Annotated in this window: 19 protein-coding genes; 9 read left to right on the forward strand and 10 right to left on the reverse strand. The window is 59.0% G+C overall.

Annotation, left to right across the window (positions count from 1 at the left end; translation table 11 throughout):
• The first annotated feature begins 7 nt into the window (after positions 1 to 7).
• Positions 8 to 256, forward strand: a complete 249-nt coding sequence (locus FZZ90_RS06565; protein ID WP_226424916.1) for a hypothetical protein — start codon at positions 8 to 10, stop codon at positions 254 to 256.
• A gap of 64 nt (positions 257 to 320) precedes the next feature.
• Here the strand turns inward: FZZ90_RS06565 and FZZ90_RS06570 are convergent, their stop codons facing one another.
• From FZZ90_RS06570 to FZZ90_RS06595, 6 genes are all read right to left on the reverse strand, one after another.
• The gene (locus FZZ90_RS06570) at positions 321 to 521 is read right to left on the reverse strand and encodes a photosystem II reaction center protein J (protein ID WP_011363231.1); all 201 of its coding nucleotides are present in this window, start codon (positions 519 to 521) and stop codon (positions 321 to 323) included.
• A gap of 10 nt (positions 522 to 531) precedes the next feature.
• Entirely contained in the window at positions 532 to 651 is a 120-nt protein-coding gene (locus FZZ90_RS06575) for a photosystem II reaction center protein L (RefSeq protein ID WP_006852026.1), read from the reverse strand.
• Positions 652 to 659: 8 nt separating this feature from the next.
• Positions 660 to 800 carry a cytochrome b559 subunit beta gene (gene psbF / locus FZZ90_RS06580; protein WP_226424917.1) on the reverse strand — a complete coding sequence of 47 codons (141 nt, stop codon included), beginning with the start codon at positions 798 to 800 and terminating at the stop codon, positions 660 to 662.
• Between the two features lie 3 nt (positions 801 to 803).
• Positions 804 to 1052 (reverse strand): cytochrome b559 subunit alpha, encoded by a 249-nt coding sequence (gene psbE, locus FZZ90_RS06585; RefSeq protein WP_006850675.1) that lies wholly within the window; start codon positions 1050 to 1052, stop codon positions 804 to 806.
• A gap of 71 nt (positions 1053 to 1123) precedes the next feature.
• On the reverse strand, positions 1124 to 2125 hold the full coding sequence (locus tag FZZ90_RS06590) for a photosynthesis system II assembly factor Ycf48 (protein WP_226424918.1): 1002 nt from the start codon (positions 2123 to 2125) through the stop codon (positions 1124 to 1126).
• Positions 2126 to 2134: 9 nt separating this feature from the next.
• A complete protein-coding gene (locus FZZ90_RS06595; protein ID WP_226424919.1) occupies positions 2135 to 2533 on the reverse strand; it encodes a rubredoxin in 399 nt (132 codons plus the stop codon).
• A gap of 83 nt (positions 2534 to 2616) precedes the next feature.
• Between FZZ90_RS06595 and FZZ90_RS06600 the strand changes: the two genes are divergently transcribed.
• From FZZ90_RS06600 to FZZ90_RS06610, 3 genes are read left to right on the forward strand one after another with little or no spacing between them, the layout of a single operon-like run.
• A complete protein-coding gene (locus FZZ90_RS06600; RefSeq protein ID WP_011363234.1) occupies positions 2617 to 2979 on the forward strand; it encodes an NAD(P)H-quinone oxidoreductase subunit 3 in 363 nt (120 codons plus the stop codon).
• 2 nt (positions 2980 to 2981) lie between these two features.
• Entirely contained in the window at positions 2982 to 3722 is a 741-nt protein-coding gene (locus FZZ90_RS06605) for an NADH dehydrogenase subunit K (RefSeq protein WP_226424920.1), read from the forward strand.
• Complete coding sequence (locus tag FZZ90_RS06610; RefSeq protein ID WP_226424921.1) at positions 3719 to 4285, forward strand: NAD(P)H-quinone oxidoreductase subunit J; 567 nt, start codon at positions 3719 to 3721, stop codon at positions 4283 to 4285. Before FZZ90_RS06605 ends, FZZ90_RS06610 begins: the two co-directional genes overlap by 4 nt.
• On the opposite strand, the gene yvcK is transcribed toward FZZ90_RS06610, so the two are convergent.
• Complete coding sequence (yvcK, locus tag FZZ90_RS06615; protein WP_226425038.1) at positions 4279 to 5634, reverse strand: gluconeogenesis factor YvcK family protein; 1356 nt, start codon at positions 5632 to 5634, stop codon at positions 4279 to 4281. The two genes, FZZ90_RS06610 and yvcK, sit on opposite strands and share 7 nt — an antisense overlap.
• Before the next feature lie 149 nt (positions 5635 to 5783).
• On the opposite strand from yvcK, the gene FZZ90_RS06620 reads away from it, so the two are divergent.
• Both FZZ90_RS06620 and FZZ90_RS06625 read left to right on the forward strand, forming a co-directional pair.
• Positions 5784 to 6542: an ABC transporter ATP-binding protein gene (locus tag FZZ90_RS06620; RefSeq protein WP_226425039.1), complete on the forward strand. Its 759-nt coding sequence runs from the start codon at positions 5784 to 5786 to the stop codon at positions 6540 to 6542.
• Between the two features lie 5 nt (positions 6543 to 6547).
• Positions 6548 to 7408 (forward strand): MlaD family protein, encoded by an 861-nt coding sequence (locus tag FZZ90_RS06625; protein WP_226424922.1) that lies wholly within the window; start codon positions 6548 to 6550, stop codon positions 7406 to 7408.
• 50 nt (positions 7409 to 7458) lie between these two features.
• On the opposite strand, the gene FZZ90_RS06630 is transcribed toward FZZ90_RS06625, so the two are convergent.
• Positions 7459 to 9567, reverse strand: coding sequence for a putative cobaltochelatase (locus tag FZZ90_RS06630; protein WP_226425040.1), 2109 nt, complete (start codon positions 9565 to 9567; stop codon positions 7459 to 7461).
• Positions 9568 to 9575: 8 nt separating this feature from the next.
• Positions 9576 to 10985, reverse strand: coding sequence for a hypothetical protein (locus FZZ90_RS06635; RefSeq protein ID WP_226424923.1), 1410 nt, complete (start codon positions 10983 to 10985; stop codon positions 9576 to 9578).
• Between the two features lie 87 nt (positions 10986 to 11072).
• Between FZZ90_RS06635 and folK the strand changes: the two genes are divergently transcribed.
• Genes folK through FZZ90_RS06650 form a run of 3 tightly spaced genes read left to right on the forward strand, consistent with a single transcriptional unit; the run spans position 11073 to position 13582 of the window.
• Positions 11073 to 11570: a 2-amino-4-hydroxy-6-hydroxymethyldihydropteridine diphosphokinase gene (gene folK, locus FZZ90_RS06640; RefSeq protein ID WP_226424924.1), complete on the forward strand. Its 498-nt coding sequence runs from the start codon at positions 11073 to 11075 to the stop codon at positions 11568 to 11570.
• A gap of 18 nt (positions 11571 to 11588) precedes the next feature.
• Entirely contained in the window at positions 11589 to 12149 is a 561-nt protein-coding gene (locus tag FZZ90_RS06645; RefSeq protein ID WP_226424925.1) for an NUDIX hydrolase, read from the forward strand.
• Complete coding sequence (locus tag FZZ90_RS06650; RefSeq protein ID WP_226424926.1) at positions 12149 to 13582, forward strand: FAD-binding domain-containing protein; 1434 nt, start codon at positions 12149 to 12151, stop codon at positions 13580 to 13582. The genes FZZ90_RS06645 and FZZ90_RS06650 overlap by 1 nt, the downstream gene beginning before the upstream one ends.
• On the opposite strand, the gene FZZ90_RS06655 is transcribed toward FZZ90_RS06650, so the two are convergent.
• A complete protein-coding gene (locus tag FZZ90_RS06655; protein WP_226424927.1) occupies positions 13561 to 14802 on the reverse strand; it encodes a DegT/DnrJ/EryC1/StrS aminotransferase family protein in 1242 nt (413 codons plus the stop codon). The genes FZZ90_RS06650 and FZZ90_RS06655 overlap by 22 nt on opposite strands.
• Position 14803: the final 1 nt, after the last annotated feature.

Genomic DNA, 14803 nt, shown 5'->3' on the forward strand with positions numbered 1-14803 from the left:
TTTTGTGATGGACGAATTTGGTGGAGATTGCACAATAGAGAAGCTCGAGGTCATGCTGGAAGAGCTAAATAAGGAGCTCGAAGATCTTGTTCTTGAAAACGAGGAGTACCAAAAAGGCTTTGAGTCTTCTCTTCAACCTCTGCATGATCTTCAGAAAGAATTGACTAGTCAAAGGAAAATAATTAGAGAATATGAGCATCTTCAGGCAAAAACAAATGCCCTACTGTTTCGACTAAATGAAACAGTAGGGTTCTAGAAAGCCTCTAAAAAACAAGGTGTGCAGTCTGCTTTTTGTTTCTGAAGAGGTGTCGTGATGCGTCTCAGGCGGAACCAACTCCGGTGTACGACCCATAGAAGAACAGGCCTACAACGAACAGAACGGCCATTCCGCCTGCAGTGGCAACCAGCCATAGGGGAAGAACGCCTTCGGTCCAACGGCTTCTCCAGGGTACAGCCGGTGTTCCATCAGGATTGCGATCGGGAATTCGACCGTCGGGATACGGGGATTTTTTTCCGCTCATCGAATAATCCTCAGTTGAAGAAGTAGCTGGACATGAGCACTCCGGTTACGAAGACAAACAGCAGGCCCAAGTACAGGCTGGTGCGGTTGAGCTCAACCGGAAGGTTGTTGGGGTTGGGATTGCGTTCCATGGGTCAGATCAGCGGCGAATGAACTGCATCGCGCCGAGGGCGCCAAGGAAGAAGACCGTCGGGATGCCAAGGGTGTGCAACGCCAGCCAACGCACCGTGAAGATCGGATAGTTGCGTGGGGTGGTGGCGACGGGTGGAGATTGTGTCATGACTTATTTCAGGCGGATGTCGAGTTCAGATTTGCCCTCATAGCGCTGGCTCACCACGGGAGCCTTGCTTTCAGATGCTTGGAAATAAGCATCGGGGCGAGGGGTGCCGAAAGCGTCGTAGGCGAGGCCGGTGGACACGAACAGGAAGCCTGCCAAAAAGATGGAAGGCAGTGTCACGGCGTGGATCACCCAGTAACGGATGCTCGTGATGATTTCGAAGAACGGTCGTTCTCCTGTTGAGCCGGCGGCCATAGCGTTGGGCGTGTCAGAACAAGGATCTTAGGAGGTGGCTCTGGTGTGGTGAGGCTGAGGCGTTACCTCAGTTACACAGCGTTGCCCACCCAACGGAGCAGGTTGCCCCGCTCACCCAGCACAAAGGCATGCTCTCCGTCGAAGACCATGCGGGTGAAGTTGCTGGGTTGACGGTCCCCGACAGGGTCGTTTTCCCAGCTGTCGCCGCCGTCTTTGCTCACCAGAAGGGTGCCGTTGCCGCCGCCGGCCCAAATGGCTCCGTCGTCATCCCACGCCAGATCCATGTAGCCGTAGCCGTTAGTGATCGGGATGATCGCCTTGCTCCAGCTGTCGAAATTTCCAGGCTCATCGTTCAGGCGGATCTGAGCACCGCGAGCAACCATCCAGAGATTGCCATCGGGTTGGAAGCCGATGCTTTGCAGCCGCTGGCTGCTCACGCGCTGGTGCACCTGCCAGACGGAATCTCCCGGTTCCCATGTGGCATAGAAGTTGCCGAGGCCACTCACGCTCACGTAGCTGCCATCGTTGCTTCGACGCAGATCCCGGACGGCACCCGCGGCATCGGTCACCTTGGCTTCCCAGCTGCTGCCATCGTTATGGGTCTCGTAGACCGCCCCCACGTTGGTGGCCAGTTCTGCGGAATGGCTTCCCAGGGCAGTGATTAGGTAGGGCTCGCCGGGCAATTTGGTGTCGAGGAACAGGCGGGTCCAGTTCTGCCCGCCGTCATCGCTGTGCATCAGCAGCCCTGGCTGTCCTGCGATCCAGCCTTCATCGCCATTGAAGTCGATGCTGATCAGACGGAAGTTTTCTTCGTCGGGTAGGTCCAGGCTGCGCTCATTCCAGTGGGCGCCACCGTCATTGGTTTCCCGGATCATCCGGTTACTGCCCACCAGATAGCCGTGGCGGCTGTCGGTGAAGGCCACATCCAGTGGGTTGGCCTGGGTGTCGAGATCCATGGCCTGCCAGGGGCTGGTGGTGGCCGTGGGGACGTGGGTCGTAACGCAGCCGCTGAGGCTGATCCCCAACACAAAAACCAGTATGAGCTGGGTCGCAGAGTTCAACAGACGTTTCATGGGTTGGCCTCAGCGCAGGGAATAAAGGGATAGGAAGAAGGCGAAGCCGAGGGCAAGGCCGCCAAAGATCAGAACATTCTTCTGTCCTGGGGTCATTCGGTTGACACCGAGGCCGAAATTCAGATTTTCGTCGAAGCCGCTGGCTTTGGCGCGCGGGCCGATGTCGCGGAAAGCGGCCACTCTGCTCCTGCAGACCGGACAACGAAATGACATCGGATCGAGATCTTCGAAAGCCGTGCCGGCTTCGATACCAACCTTTTTGACGCCTTCCTCTGGGTCGTAGACGTAGCCACAGCTGCGACATTCGAAACGGTGGGTCCGTGTGTCGCTCTCCGGGGTGGTTTCAACCGCTGGCTCCACCGCTTCGGTCGATTCGACCGGCTGGACGGACTGTTGTTCGTCGCTCACCGCTGTGATGCTGGGCGAGTCGACTCTATCGGCGACAACTCTCGGCAGTGAATGCCAGACTGACTCGACCAACGGGGACCTCCATGTTTGCCCTGCCCGGCTATGACGCCTTCCTGGGGTTTCTGCTGATTGCAGCAGCTGTACCTGTGTTGGCTCTGGTGACCAACAAGTTGGTGGCCCCGAAAAGCCGTGCCGGTGAGCGCCAGCTCACCTACGAATCCGGCATGGAACCCATTGGCGGGGCCTGGATTCAATTCAATATCCGCTACTACATGTTTGCGTTGGTCTTCGTCATCTTTGATGTGGAGACTGTGTTTCTTTATCCCTGGGCTGTTGCGTTCAACCGTCTCGGCTTGTTGGCCTTCATTGAGGCCTTGATTTTCATCGCCATTCTCCTGGTGGCATTGGCCTACGCCTGGCGCAAAGGCGCCCTTGAGTGGAGCTAGTCATGTCTGAAAACACATCCCCCTCCATTTCTGCTGTTCGTGATCTGCGCGAAGCCAGCTGCGGTCCGATTGGTACCCCGACGGTCACCAACGACCTCAGCGAAAACGTCATCCTCACCAGCTTGGATGATCTGCACAACTGGGCTCGTTTGAGCAGTCTCTGGCCCCTCCTCTATGGAACGGCCTGCTGCTTTATTGAGTTCGCAGCTTTGCTCGGCTCCCGTTTCGACTTTGACCGTTTTGGTCTTGTTCCGCGCAGTTCTCCGCGTCAGGCCGACCTTTTGATCGTGGCTGGCACGGTGACCATGAAAATGGCCCCAGCCCTGGTGCGGCTTTATGAGCAGATGCCAGAGCCGAAGTACGTGATCGCTATGGGTGCCTGCACCATCACCGGTGGCATGTTCAGCGCTGACTCCACCACCGCGGTGCGCGGCGTCGACAAATTGATTCCGGTGGATCTTTATCTACCGGGCTGTCCGCCCCGCCCCGAAGCCATTTTTGACGCCGTGATCAAGCTGCGCAAGAAAGTTGGGGATGAGTCGTTGGCGGAGCGGCGCAAGCATCAGCAGACCCATCGCTATTTGACGGTCTCCCATCAGATGAAGCGTGTGGAGCCTGTTGTGACCGGCGCCTACCTCCGGGCTGAATCCCAAAAAGCTGCCCTGGCTGCAGCTCCGGCCGGTCAGACCCTGGCCACCGATGCAGCCGTGCTCACCCCTGCTGCTGATCCTGTCGAGTCATGAGCGAAACCCCTTCCAAAAAAACTGTCGCCTCCGATGAAGCGGGTGCTGTTGTTGCTCCCGAGTCCGGTCCTGTAAGCCAATGGCTGAATAAGCAAGGCTTTGATCACAACAGCCTGGAGCCTGACCATCTCGGCGTTGAGCAGATCGGTGTTGAAGCTGCCGTGCTTCCGATGATTGTTGCTGCTCTTAAGAGCAACGGTTTCGACTATCTGCAGTGTCAGGGGGGCTACGACGAAGGCCCTGGTGAGCAGCTGGTTTGCTTCTATCACCTGTTGGCGATGGCGGAACAGGTTGAGGCGATGGCTTCTGACCCTTCCGCCACATTGCGGGAAGTGAGGATCAAAGTCTTCCTCAGCCGTGAGGGAACCCCTTCGCTCCCATCCATCTATGGGTTGTTCCGCGGTGCGGATTGGCAGGAGCGTGAAACCTTCGACATGTATGGCATCCATTTCGAGGGGCACCCGCATCCCAAGCGCTTGCTGATGCCTGAAGACTGGAAAGGTTGGCCGCTGCGTAAGGACTACGTTCAGCCTGATTTCTACGAAATGCAGGACGCTTATTGATCGCGCTCTCGGCGATGGGATCGGTAAAAGCGCATCACGGCCAAGGCCAAGCTGCGTGAGTCGTGGCGAAGGGTTGCTGTCGGTCTCACTCCCTGTAGTGGAGCCTGGGTGACGTCATAGCCATCCGAGCGGAGGCCCTCGGCATCGCAAAGCACCGGATCGGCTCCGCGGCTTTGGTAATAGCGCACCAGATTTGAATCTGGCAGGTCGTCCTGGGCCAGGACGGCATTAAAAAGTCTGGGTTCAATACCAAGGCTGGCAAGCTGTGCTTCGATCGCTCGGATGTGACCTCGTACATCTAGGCCATCGGTCTCGCCGGGTTGCGTCATCAGGTTGCAGATGTAGAGCCTTGGTGCCTTGCTGCGTTTGATGGCGCTCACCAGTTCTGGCACCAGCAGATTGGGGAGCAAGGATGTGTAAAGGCTGCCCGGCCCGAGCACGACCAGGTCGGCATTGGCGATCGCTTCGAGTGCCCGGGGCAGGGCCGGCGGTCGTTCAGGACTGCAGCCCAGACGAACAATGGGGCTGCGGGCGTGACCGATGTTGCTTTCCCCTTCGATCCGTTGGCCGTTTTCAAGTTCGGCCCAGAGCTGCACATCCACGTTGGTGGCCGGCACCACCTGACCTTGCACGGCCAGCACTCGACTTGAAGCGGTGATGGCTGTTTCCAGATTGCCCGTGATCGCTGAGAGGGCTGAGAGAAACAAATTGCCGAAGCTGTGCCCCTCCAGACCGCTCCCGGCGGCAAAGCGGTATTGGAACAGGCGGGTGAGCAGTGGCTCTTCGGTGGATAGAGCAGCCAGACAATTGCGGATGTCGCCCGGGGGGAGCACCCCCAGTTCCCGTCGGAGAACCCCGCTGCTGCCGCCGTCGTCAGCGACGGTGACAATGGCCGTGATGTGGCTGCTGTAACGCTTCAGGCCGCTCAGCAGGGTCGATAAGCCTGTTCCGCCCCCGATGGCCACGATGTTGGGCCCCCTGTTCAAGCGGCTTTTGGCCCGCAGGGCATCCACCAGAACGGTGTCTTTGTCGGGGGCGAGAGCTTGTTGAATCGAGCCGAAGCTGCGGCTCTGCCCCCAAAGCAAAAGGCCACTGCCGATGACCACCACCAGGGGGCCTGTGATCTCGCGGGGTAACACGGTGGTGAGGGTGCTCAGCAGCCAGCTGAGGGTTTCCAGAATCCAGTAGATCGGTTTCAGGTCGGCCCAGACTGCGGCCCCCAGCAGCGCCATCAACAGGCCCAGGCCGGAAGTCAGCAGCCAGCGTTTGACCACCAGGCCAGGTTGCAACCAGCGCACGGCCCTTTGGGATCGGGTCATCAGATCCCGTCGCCGTTGATCGCGCATCATCCGGGCTTGGCGTCTGCTTGTCGGGGGCTTTCGCGCCAAGGAACGGCTTGGTCAGCAAGTTCACCGAACTGTACGGAGCTTGCGGAAAGGCGGCAGGATGTCTGTGTTTTTCGGCCCAGATCGTGCCGCAGCTTCAACCCGTCGTGGAGATGCGGGACCTCACGATGCAGTGGGGACCTCGGCCTGTTCTTGATCGGGTCAACCTGACACTGCGTGCAGGGGAGCGCTTGGCTGTTGTGGGCCCATCAGGGGCTGGCAAGTCAACGGTGTTACGCCTGCTGGCTGGTTTGCAGTTGCCCACCAGCGGTGAGCTGCGCTTGTTCAACAAACCGCAGACCTACCTGCGGCTGGACCAGACCGATCCGCCGGACGTGCGGCTGGTGTTTCAAAACCCCGCTCTGTTGGCATCGCTAACCGTTGAGGAGAACGTCGGCTTCCTGCTGCGGGAACGGGCGCAGCTGTCGCGGCAAGAGATTCGCGAACGTGTGTATGGCTGCCTTGAGGCGGTGGGGCTTTACGACGTGGCCCACCTCTATGCCGGTGAATTGAGTGGTGGCATGCAGAAGCGGGTGAGTTTCGCCCGTGCCCTGATTGATGATCCTCAGCGGGGGGATCAGTCGATGCCTTTGCTGTTGTATGACGAGCCCACAGCAGGGCTTGATCCCGTGGCTTGCACGCGGATCGAAGACTTGATTGTGAAAACCACCACCGTGGCGCAGGGATGTTCGGTGGTGGTGAGCCACGTGCGCAGCACGATTGAACGGTCTGCGGAACGGGTGGTGATGCTTTACGACGGTCAGTTCCAGTGGGAAGGCTCGGTGGATGCGTTCCGCACCACGGACAACCCCTATGTCGTCCAGTTCAGGACGGGTAGCCTGCGCGGACCGATGCAACCGGCGGAGCACTGACCACCATGCGACGCAGCGTTCGTGATGCCATCGTCGGATTCACGGTGATCGGCGGCATCATCGGATTTGCTTCAACGGCCCTTTGGCTCAGAGGGGTTCGTTTGGGGTCCAGCCACTGGTCCCTGACCGCCCGTTTCAACGATGCGGCTGGTCTGGCAGAGCGTTCTCCTGTCACCTATCGGGGCATCCTTGTTGGTTCGGTGCGCTCGATTGAGGTCACGCCTGAGGCTGTGGTGGCTGAGCTTGAGATTGACAAAGGTGATCTGCGCTTGCCTCTCCCCGTGACGGCCACGGTGGGAGCAGGCTCGCTGCTGGGTGGTGACGCCCAGGTGGCACTGTTCAGCGGTGGACCTCCACTTCCCAAGAACGCACCCTTACCCCGTGGGGCCGATTGTCAGCCAACGCGTCAGCTCTGCAACGGTGGAACTGTTGTGGGTCGAGAGGCCCCCAGCCTCTCGACCGTGACCGCAACCATGCAGGAACTGCTGGCACAGGTTCAGGACGAACGGGTGATCCCCAATGTGGCTGCCTCACTCGAGCAGATTGAGGCCACCACGAAGGAATTCCAGGCGCTGACGGTGCAGTTGCAGGATGAATTGGCCAAGGCCGCTCCCGTGATTCGCAATTTGGAGGCGGCCACGGCTCACGTGAACAACATCGTCTCCTCCCTCGACAATCCCCAGACGGTGAGTGAGCTCAAGCAAACGGCCGCCAATGCTGCCCAGCTCACCGCCAAGATCGATGCTGTGGGTGGCGATGTGGCGCAACTGACAGGTGACCCTGAATTCATGAAGGGTGTGCGCAATCTCACCATCGGCTTGGGTGAATTGTTTGGCGAAATCTATCCGGCGCAAACCGCTCAGTAGGCACTGTATCGGGTCGATATTGGTGTGATTTCGATCCGATATCGTGCTGCTTAGATGTTGCTGATGGCGTCCATCGCAACCGCTGCAATTGCCTGATCGCTGGCCTTGGGCAGTTGAACGTATTTGCCGCCTGCGGCTTCGGCGAGGTCTTTGCCCATGCCGCTGCCGATGAACTTACGCTCGGTGTCGATTACCAGCAGCTTGATGCCGAGCATCCGGTAGCGGGCCGCTACATCCAACACCTCCTGTTTGAGGTCGGGCTTCTCTTCGCCTTCCAGTTCGGGTTGGCCCAGAGAGGTGCTCAGGGGCACGTTGCCGCGTCCGTCGGTAATTGCCACCACCACCACCTGGCCGAGATCGCCAGTGGCCAGCGCATTGGCGCCGACGCGGGCCGCCTGGGTGAGGCCATGGGCCAGCGGTGACCCACCGCCACAGGGCATGGATTCCAACCGGCGCCGGGCCGCCGTGATCGAGCGGGTGGGCGGCAGTAACACCTCGGCCTGATCGCCTCGGAAGGGGATCAGGGCTACTTCATCGCGGTTCTCATAGGCCTCGGTGAGCAGCCGGATCACGGCGCCTTTGGCGCTCTGCATTCGGTTCAGGGCCATCGAGCCGCTCGCATCCACCAGAAACACCACCAGAGCACCGGCCTTGCGCTGCAGCAACTTGGCCCGCAGGTCCCCTTCTTCCACGATCACGCTGCGGCCTGGTTCCCGTTCCCGGCGGATTTTCTGGTAAGGCGCGGCTGCCCGCAGGGTCGCGTCCACGGCGATCCGGCGGACTGGCCCGCGGGGCAGCATCGGTTTCACGTAGCGACCACGGCTGTCGCTGAGCACCACGGAACGGCTGCCGCTGTTGCCACTTTTTGCTTTCGCGGCATTAAACAGCAGCAGATCGGGGTCAACCTCGATCGCTTCGGGATCGAGCATGAACTCCTCAGGGACTGCCGGAGGAGCTTGGTCCTCCTCGCCATCACCCTCGTCATCATCGGTGTTGTCGTCCTCGCTGTTGTCTTCCGGAGGTTCGTTCTCCTCCTCTCCGGATCCCTCCGGCGGTGGGGGTGGGTTCTCCTGTTGTTGATCGCCCTGGTCCTGGGGCGGTGGCGGCGGCTCCTGCTCCTGTGGCGGTGGTGGTTCCATCTGCTGGTCCGGTGGCGGCATCTGGGAGGCCCGCGGGGCGATCACCAGGGCCACGGCCACCTGCAAGTCTTCGGCTTCCACCCGGTCCCGACCGCTGAGGGCGGCATGGGCCTTGGCCACCCGTACGGCGTAGAGCTCGGAGCGGTGCCCTTCTACGCCGCCGCGGATGGCTTCGGTGACGAGGTATTCGATCTGTTCGCCGCTGATCTGCACATCCGGAAGCCACTGGCGGGCCAGCAGCAGTTGGGTGGCCAGGGCATCGGTTTCCTCGCTCCACTTCTCAGCGAAGCTGCGGCTGCATTGGCCGTGGCTGATCACCGCGTTGGTGATTTCCACCCGCTGCTCGGTGCTCACCAGCTGATTGGCCGATAGCGCGATGGCAAAGCGATCCAATAGATGATCGCGAACGTTGCCCTCTTCTGGGTTGTATGTGGCGATCAGCAGGGGGCGGCAGGGGTGGCTGAGGCTGAGACCTTCCCGCTCAACGCGGTTTTCGCCGCTGCCGACGGCCGCCAGCATCAAATTGACGATGCCGTCATCCAGAAGGTTGAGCTCGTCGACGTAGAGCACTCCCCGATGGGCATCCGCCAGCAGCCCGGGCTGAAACACAGCACTACCGCTGGAGAGTGAGGCAGCCACATCAACAGCTCCCACCAGACGGTCTTCTGTGATGCCGAGGGGGATCTGAACGAAGGGGGCAGGGATCACCGTTGATGGAGCTTCACCGCTGATCTGTTCACGTGTGGCGTCGTCCCATTCCTCTGGATTTTGTGGATCAAGATTTCGCCCCACACCCCCTTCAGCGTCAAGAACGTCGATCGGGGGAAGAAGGGCATGTAATCCCCTTGCCAAGACTGATTTGCCGGTGCCGCGCCCACCCGCGATCACCACTCCCCCCAAGCCCGGGTCGACTGCCGCCAGTAAGAGGGCGAGCTTGAGGGTCCCATGGCCGGTAATGGCAGCCAGGGGAAAGGCGCGGGTCGCCTGGTCGTCTTTGATCGCTACACCGCTTGCCACCATGGAGGCGTTCAACCCGCTTTCGGGCCAGTCTTGCGGATCGTGCCAGGCTTTTGAGCCGCCGCTGCAGCCGGATTTAAACGGCCTTGCTCACGCAGATGAGTCTCGAGAAATTCGATTGTCAGAGTGTTGAGGTGGAGCTGGAGCTGGTGTTGTCGTAACTCCGGGACAAACGAATCAGAATTTAAAGGCTCGATTTTTAAGAGAATTTCACTTATTTCTTTGTTTAATTCAGGCACAAGATTGTATTGTAGATGTTGTTTTATGAGGGATGAAATCACGGCTTTTGGGGGCCTGTTAGCGCTGACTGGACCTGCTTCTTGTGTCAAGACCAAAGAGATTAGTGCGCGGGCCTTTTTGGCAACTTTTTCGGTTTTTGAGTGTGTGAGTTCTTTCCAGATTTGTATTGCTTCATCGTTTTGTTTTAGCTCTGCAAGCGCTTCTCCTTTTAATTGAAGAGAGGCGAGGTCTCCTGGAAAGTAGTCGAGAATTGAGTCAACAAGGCTGAGGCATGCCTGAGGGTTGTCGCCCAGGCAGGCTCTGGCTTGTTTGAAGACGAGTGCTTTTATGTTGGTTCTTTCATTGATTTTTTCCGGGAGTTGAAAATTGAGTTTTTTGGCCTTGGCTGCTAGTACTGACTGCTTGGCGAGACATGCCTTTGATTTTAATTGATTTTGCTTTGAATTTTTCTTGATTTCATCGATATTTTTTTGGATAGACTTATTAAGTTTTTCTCCCGTTCTGTCTTTTTTGAGCTCCTCTAAAAGGCTCAGCGCTTTCTCTCGCTGGCCCATCATGCTGAGGGATATGGCCTTGTCATGGAGCAGCCAGGGTGATTCGTGGCCCGCTTCTAGTGTTAGTTCAATCAACTCGCAGGAAAGCTTTGGCAGTTCTGTAGTTCGTGCTCTGCGAGCTTCCTTGCGTATCTGTTGAGTTAATTCAAAATCATTGCATTGATTTTCTGCTTGAGGCAAGTCAAGTAGTTTTTGGTGATACTTTTTGGCGGTTTTATTTAAATGCTCGAAAAGATTATTGGTTTTATTCGCACTGGTTTTTTGTTGGAGTTGTTGAGATAGCTTCAGTAATTTTTTGGCTGAATTTGACGCTTTTGAGTCGTTTTTGCTTTGGCTGAGCTCGTTGAGGATTCGTCGTGCTTGATGGAATTTGCCCTTGCGCAAGAGCAGGTCTGCCTTTTTGAGTAGGAGTTCGTTCGAGGGGCCTTCACTTTGGATGGCCTTCTCAATATCAATGAACGCTGTGTTCAGTTTTCTTTTTGTATTGAAGTTTTCGTTGGGCTGAAGGTGAGCTTGTTCAGTTAACGATCTGGATCTTGGTTCCCCTTGTTGGGCTCCAGTCTGTTTGTTGCCGATTCGCTTGGCTGAATTGGTTCGAAATTTTGCGAGGAGTTGATCGAAAAACATTCCCTCAACCTGCTCAGCAATTTAATAAATTAATCATTGCACGCTTCGGTTCGTAGGGTTGAGTCGTGCTTTGCCATCACGATTGCAATGGCATCGTTTCCGCTTGAATCAGCGCTTGCCATTGGACTTGGGGCCAATCTGAGCAGCTCCTATGGACCTCCTGAATCCACGTTGCGTTGGATCGCGCCGCGACTGAGCGAGTTGCTTGTGGAGTGGGGCGATGCTGATGCTCGAGATGTGCGTTGTTCATCGTTCCTAAAGACCCAGCCGGTCGGGGGGCCGCCAGGCCAAGACGGATATTGCAATGCCGTCCTTCTGATGTCTCGCGTGAAACGGCCGCCGTCTGAAATGGCGGCGCTCGAGTTGCTGGAGCAGCTGCAGCGCTTGGAGCAGAGCTGCGGCCGCGATCGTCAGCGAGAGCAGCGCTGGGGACCCCGACCATTGGATCTTGACCTGTTGTTTTGGGGTGAGTTGCGGCTCGAGCATTCCCGCTTGGTTTTGCCCCATCCCCGGATGCACCTGCGCCGCTTTGTGCTGGAGCCGCTGCTCCAGGCGATGCAGTGCTCTCACCCGCCATGCTGGTGACCCATCTCGCCTGATCCCATGGCGCCGCTGCCGGCCCCGGAGCCCTTTGAGTTGCTCGACACCGTTGAGGCGGTGGATGCTCGCAAGCTTCGTTTCGAGCGCAACAGGATCAAGTTGCCGATGGGGGTGGAGGCCACCTTCGGGATGATCCGTCACCCAGGCGCTTCCCTCGCGGTGCCGATTACGGATAACGGCCAGGTGGTGCTGTTGCGCCAGTACCGCTTCGCAGTGCAGGCTCGACTGCTCGAGTTCCCCGCCGGCACGCTTGAAGAGGGCGAAGACCCATTGGAATCGATGCAGCGGGAGCTGGGGGAAGAAGCCGGTTACAGCGCTGCACGCTGGGATGTTCTGGGCCCGATGCTCCCTTGCCCCGGGTATTCGGATGAGGTGATCCACTGCTTCCTGGCCCGGGAACTCACCCCTTTGGAGAACCCACCCGCTGGTGACGACGATGAAGACCTGGAGGTGGTGCGGATGAGTCCGGCAGCCCTGGATGCCGCCCTTGCCTCCGGTGATGAATGGCTCGATGGCAAGAGCGTCACGGCCTGGTTCCGCGCCAAGCAGCTTCTCGGCCTCTGATGACCACCGCTCGCGTTCTGTTCTGGCACCGCCGCGATCTGCGCATGTCGGACAACCTCGGCTTGGTGGCTGCTGCGGACATCAGTCCGGCGGTGACAGGGGTGTACGTCCTCGACCCGCAGGTGATCAACCCGCCTGACCATCTGCCACCAATGGCGCCGGCCCGGCTTTGGTTTCTGATCGAGAGCCTGGTGGAACTGCAGCAGCGCTGGCGCGAGGCCGGTAGTCGGCTGTTGATCGTGGATGGCGACCCGGTGGTGGTATTGCCGCAGCTGGCGGAGCAGATCGGTGCTGATGCTGTGGTTTGGAACCGCGACGTGGAGCCCTATGCCCGTGAGCGGGATCGCCAGGTGGCCAAAAAATTACAGGCCGATGGTCGCAAGGTGGTGGTGGATTGGGATCAGCTGCTGATCGCTCCTGAGCTGCTCAAGACCGGGGGTGGTGCCCCATACCGTGTGTATGGCCCTTTTTTGCGCAACTGGCGAGGCCAGGTGTTGGCCAAGCAACCCAGCAGTGTTGCTGCCCCCACCGCTCTGGTGGATCTCGATCTCGCTCAGGTGTCGGCCGGAGATCCTCTGGAGGTGCTGCGGGGGAGCCATGGTTTCAAGGGCGCCGAGATCTGCCCCTGTCGTCCTGGCGAGGCGGCGGCGCTGGCGCAACTCACTGCGTTTTGCGATGGGCCGTTGCTCGGCTATGAGCCTGACCGCAATTTCCCCGGCACTCCCGGCACCTCTTACCTCAGTGCTGCCCTGAGCGTCGGCACGCTCAGCCCCCGCCAGGCTTGGTGTGCTGCCCAGGACTCCCGTGAGCAAGCCCGTAGTGAGGAGCATTTGCAGGCCATCGCCGTGTGGGAGCAGGAGCTGGGCTGGCGCGAGTTTTACCAGCAGGCTCTGTTCCACTTCCCGGAACTGGCGGATGGCCCTTACCGCGAGCAGTGGCGCCGCTTCCCCTGGGAGAACAATGAGGACTGGTTCGACTTCTGGAAGGAAGGCCAGACCGGCATGCCGATCATCGATGCCGCCATGCGCCAGCTCAACCAGACCGGCTGGATGCACAACCGCTGCCGCATGATCGTGGCCTCTTATCTGGTGAAAGACCTGATCTGCGACTGGCGCTGGGGTGAGCGCGCCTTCATGGAACTGGAGGTGGATGGCGACCTAGCTGCCAACAACGGTGGTTGGCAGTGGAGTGCCAGCAGCGGCATGGATCCCAAGCCTCTGCGAATCTTTAACCCCGCTACTCAAGCCTCCAAGTTCGATTCAGCAGGTGATTACATCCGCCAGTGGGTGCCGGAGCTGCGCCATGTGAACACCAAGGATTTGCTCAGCGGAGAGATCGGTGCCCTCGAGCGGAGGGATTACCCCGAACCACTGGTGGATCACAAGAGGCAGCAGGCCAAGTTCAAGGCGCTTTACGCCACCATCCGGTCCTGATCGCGCCCTTCGCTGCGGGGGAACTGGGCTGGAGTATTGGACACCAGCAGTTGGCGCAGGGTGTCGATCACCGTTTGTTGCTGGTCTTCCTTTAGCTCAGGGAAGATCGGCAGGCTGAGAACTTGGCTGCAGAGTTGTTCTGTCACCGGCAGGGAGCCCTGCTTTAAGCCGAGGTGGGTGTAGGCCGGTTGCCGGTGAATCGGGATCGGGTAATAGATGATCGTGCTCACACCGCGCTCCTGCAGGGTTTGTTTGAGCCAGTCGCGGCAGCAGCTCTCCGGGATCCCGTGGCGTGCACTGGTGGTGGAGGGATTACAGCTGGCGTTGCAGAGCGGTTGACCGGTGGGGCAGCTGCCGATGCGCACGACGAACTGGTTCCAGCTGTGGCCTTCGTTGGAGGACGGCAGGGTGAGTCCTTGGAGATCCCCGAGGGCATCTCGGTAACGGGAGGCAATGGCTTTGCGGTTGCTGATCCAGCTCTCCAGCTTCGGCAGTTTCACATTCAGAACTGCTGCCTGAATTGCATCAAGTCGGCTGTTGTATCCAAGGCTTGTGTGCAAGTAGCGCTCGGGCATGCCATGCACGGCAAGCTCGCGCATGGCCTGAGCTAGCTCGGCATCGCGGGTGGTGACGGCACCACCGTCTCCAGCCGCACCAAGGTTCTTGGTGGGGAAGAAACTGAAGCAGCCCGCATCTCCGAAGCTCCCCACCGCCTGGCCCTGCCAACGGGCTCCCGTCGCCTGGGCGCAGTCTTCGATCACCTTCAGCTGATGGCGCTCGGCAATGGCCATCAGACGAGTCATGTCCACCGCACGGCCAAATAGATGCACCGGCATCAGGGCCTTGGTGGCCGGGGTGATCGCGGTTTCGATTTGTTCGAAATCGATCAGGTAGGTGCTGGGGTCGACATCCACAAACACCGGTGTGGCGCCGACGGCGCTGATGGCCTCAGCGGTGGCGAAAAAACTGAACGAGCAGGTGATCACCTCATCACCTGCACCAATCCCAAGGCCACGCAGGGCAAGGATCAACGCGTCGGTGCCGCTGTTGCAGCCCACGGCATGCTCGCAGCCGACGCTGACGGCAAAGGCCTCTTCGAATTGTTTGATCTGCGGTCCGCCGATGTAATGACCGCTTCGCAACACCGCAAGAACTGCCTCTTCGAGGTCCACACCGAGATCGTTGATCTGCTGGCCGAGGCTGAAGGGAGGTACCTGCATA

Source organism: Synechococcus sp. MU1617, assembly GCF_020514235.1.
In the GTDB taxonomy this organism is placed as follows: domain Bacteria; phylum Cyanobacteriota; class Cyanobacteriia; order PCC-6307; family Cyanobiaceae; genus Parasynechococcus.

What these genes read in the sequence shown, in the direction of transcription:
- FZZ90_RS06600 (WP_011363234.1), top strand. Translation starts at nt 2,617, where the DNA reads ATGTTTGCCCTGCCCGGCTATGACGCCTTCCTGGGGTTTCTGCTGATT.
- FZZ90_RS06655 (WP_226424927.1), bottom strand. Translation starts at nt 14,802, where the DNA reads ATGCAGGTACCTCCCTTCAGCCTCGGCCAGCAGATCAACGATCTCGGT.
- FZZ90_RS06610 (WP_226424921.1), top strand. Translation starts at nt 3,719, where the DNA reads ATGAGCGAAACCCCTTCCAAAAAAACTGTCGCCTCCGATGAAGCGGGT.
- FZZ90_RS06630 (WP_226425040.1), bottom strand. Translation starts at nt 9,567, where the DNA reads ATGGTGGCAAGCGGTGTAGCGATCAAAGACGACCAGGCGACCCGCGCC.
- FZZ90_RS06645 (WP_226424925.1), top strand. Translation starts at nt 11,589, where the DNA reads ATGGCGCCGCTGCCGGCCCCGGAGCCCTTTGAGTTGCTCGACACCGTT.
- yvcK (WP_226425038.1), bottom strand. Translation starts at nt 5,634, where the DNA reads ATGATGCGCGATCAACGGCGACGGGATCTGATGACCCGATCCCAAAGG.
- FZZ90_RS06635 (WP_226424923.1), bottom strand. Translation starts at nt 10,985, where the DNA reads ATGTTTTTCGATCAACTCCTCGCAAAATTTCGAACCAATTCAGCCAAG.
- FZZ90_RS06570 (WP_011363231.1), bottom strand. Translation starts at nt 521, where the DNA reads ATGAGCGGAAAAAAATCCCCGTATCCCGACGGTCGAATTCCCGATCGC.
- FZZ90_RS06625 (WP_226424922.1), top strand. Translation starts at nt 6,548, where the DNA reads ATGCGACGCAGCGTTCGTGATGCCATCGTCGGATTCACGGTGATCGGC.
- FZZ90_RS06575 (WP_006852026.1), bottom strand. Translation starts at nt 651, where the DNA reads ATGGAACGCAATCCCAACCCCAACAACCTTCCGGTTGAGCTCAACCGC.
- psbE (WP_006850675.1), bottom strand. Translation starts at nt 1,052, where the DNA reads ATGGCCGCCGGCTCAACAGGAGAACGACCGTTCTTCGAAATCATCACG.
- psbF (WP_226424917.1), bottom strand. Translation starts at nt 800, where the DNA reads ATGACACAATCTCCACCCGTCGCCACCACCCCACGCAACTATCCGATC.
- FZZ90_RS06620 (WP_226425039.1), top strand. Translation starts at nt 5,784, where the DNA reads ATGCGGGACCTCACGATGCAGTGGGGACCTCGGCCTGTTCTTGATCGG.
- FZZ90_RS06650 (WP_226424926.1), top strand. Translation starts at nt 12,149, where the DNA reads ATGACCACCGCTCGCGTTCTGTTCTGGCACCGCCGCGATCTGCGCATG.
- FZZ90_RS06605 (WP_226424920.1), top strand. Translation starts at nt 2,982, where the DNA reads ATGTCTGAAAACACATCCCCCTCCATTTCTGCTGTTCGTGATCTGCGC.
- folK (WP_226424924.1), top strand. Translation starts at nt 11,073, where the DNA reads ATGGCATCGTTTCCGCTTGAATCAGCGCTTGCCATTGGACTTGGGGCC.
- FZZ90_RS06590 (WP_226424918.1), bottom strand. Translation starts at nt 2,125, where the DNA reads ATGAAACGTCTGTTGAACTCTGCGACCCAGCTCATACTGGTTTTTGTG.
- FZZ90_RS06565 (WP_226424916.1), top strand. Translation starts at nt 8, where the DNA reads ATGGACGAATTTGGTGGAGATTGCACAATAGAGAAGCTCGAGGTCATG.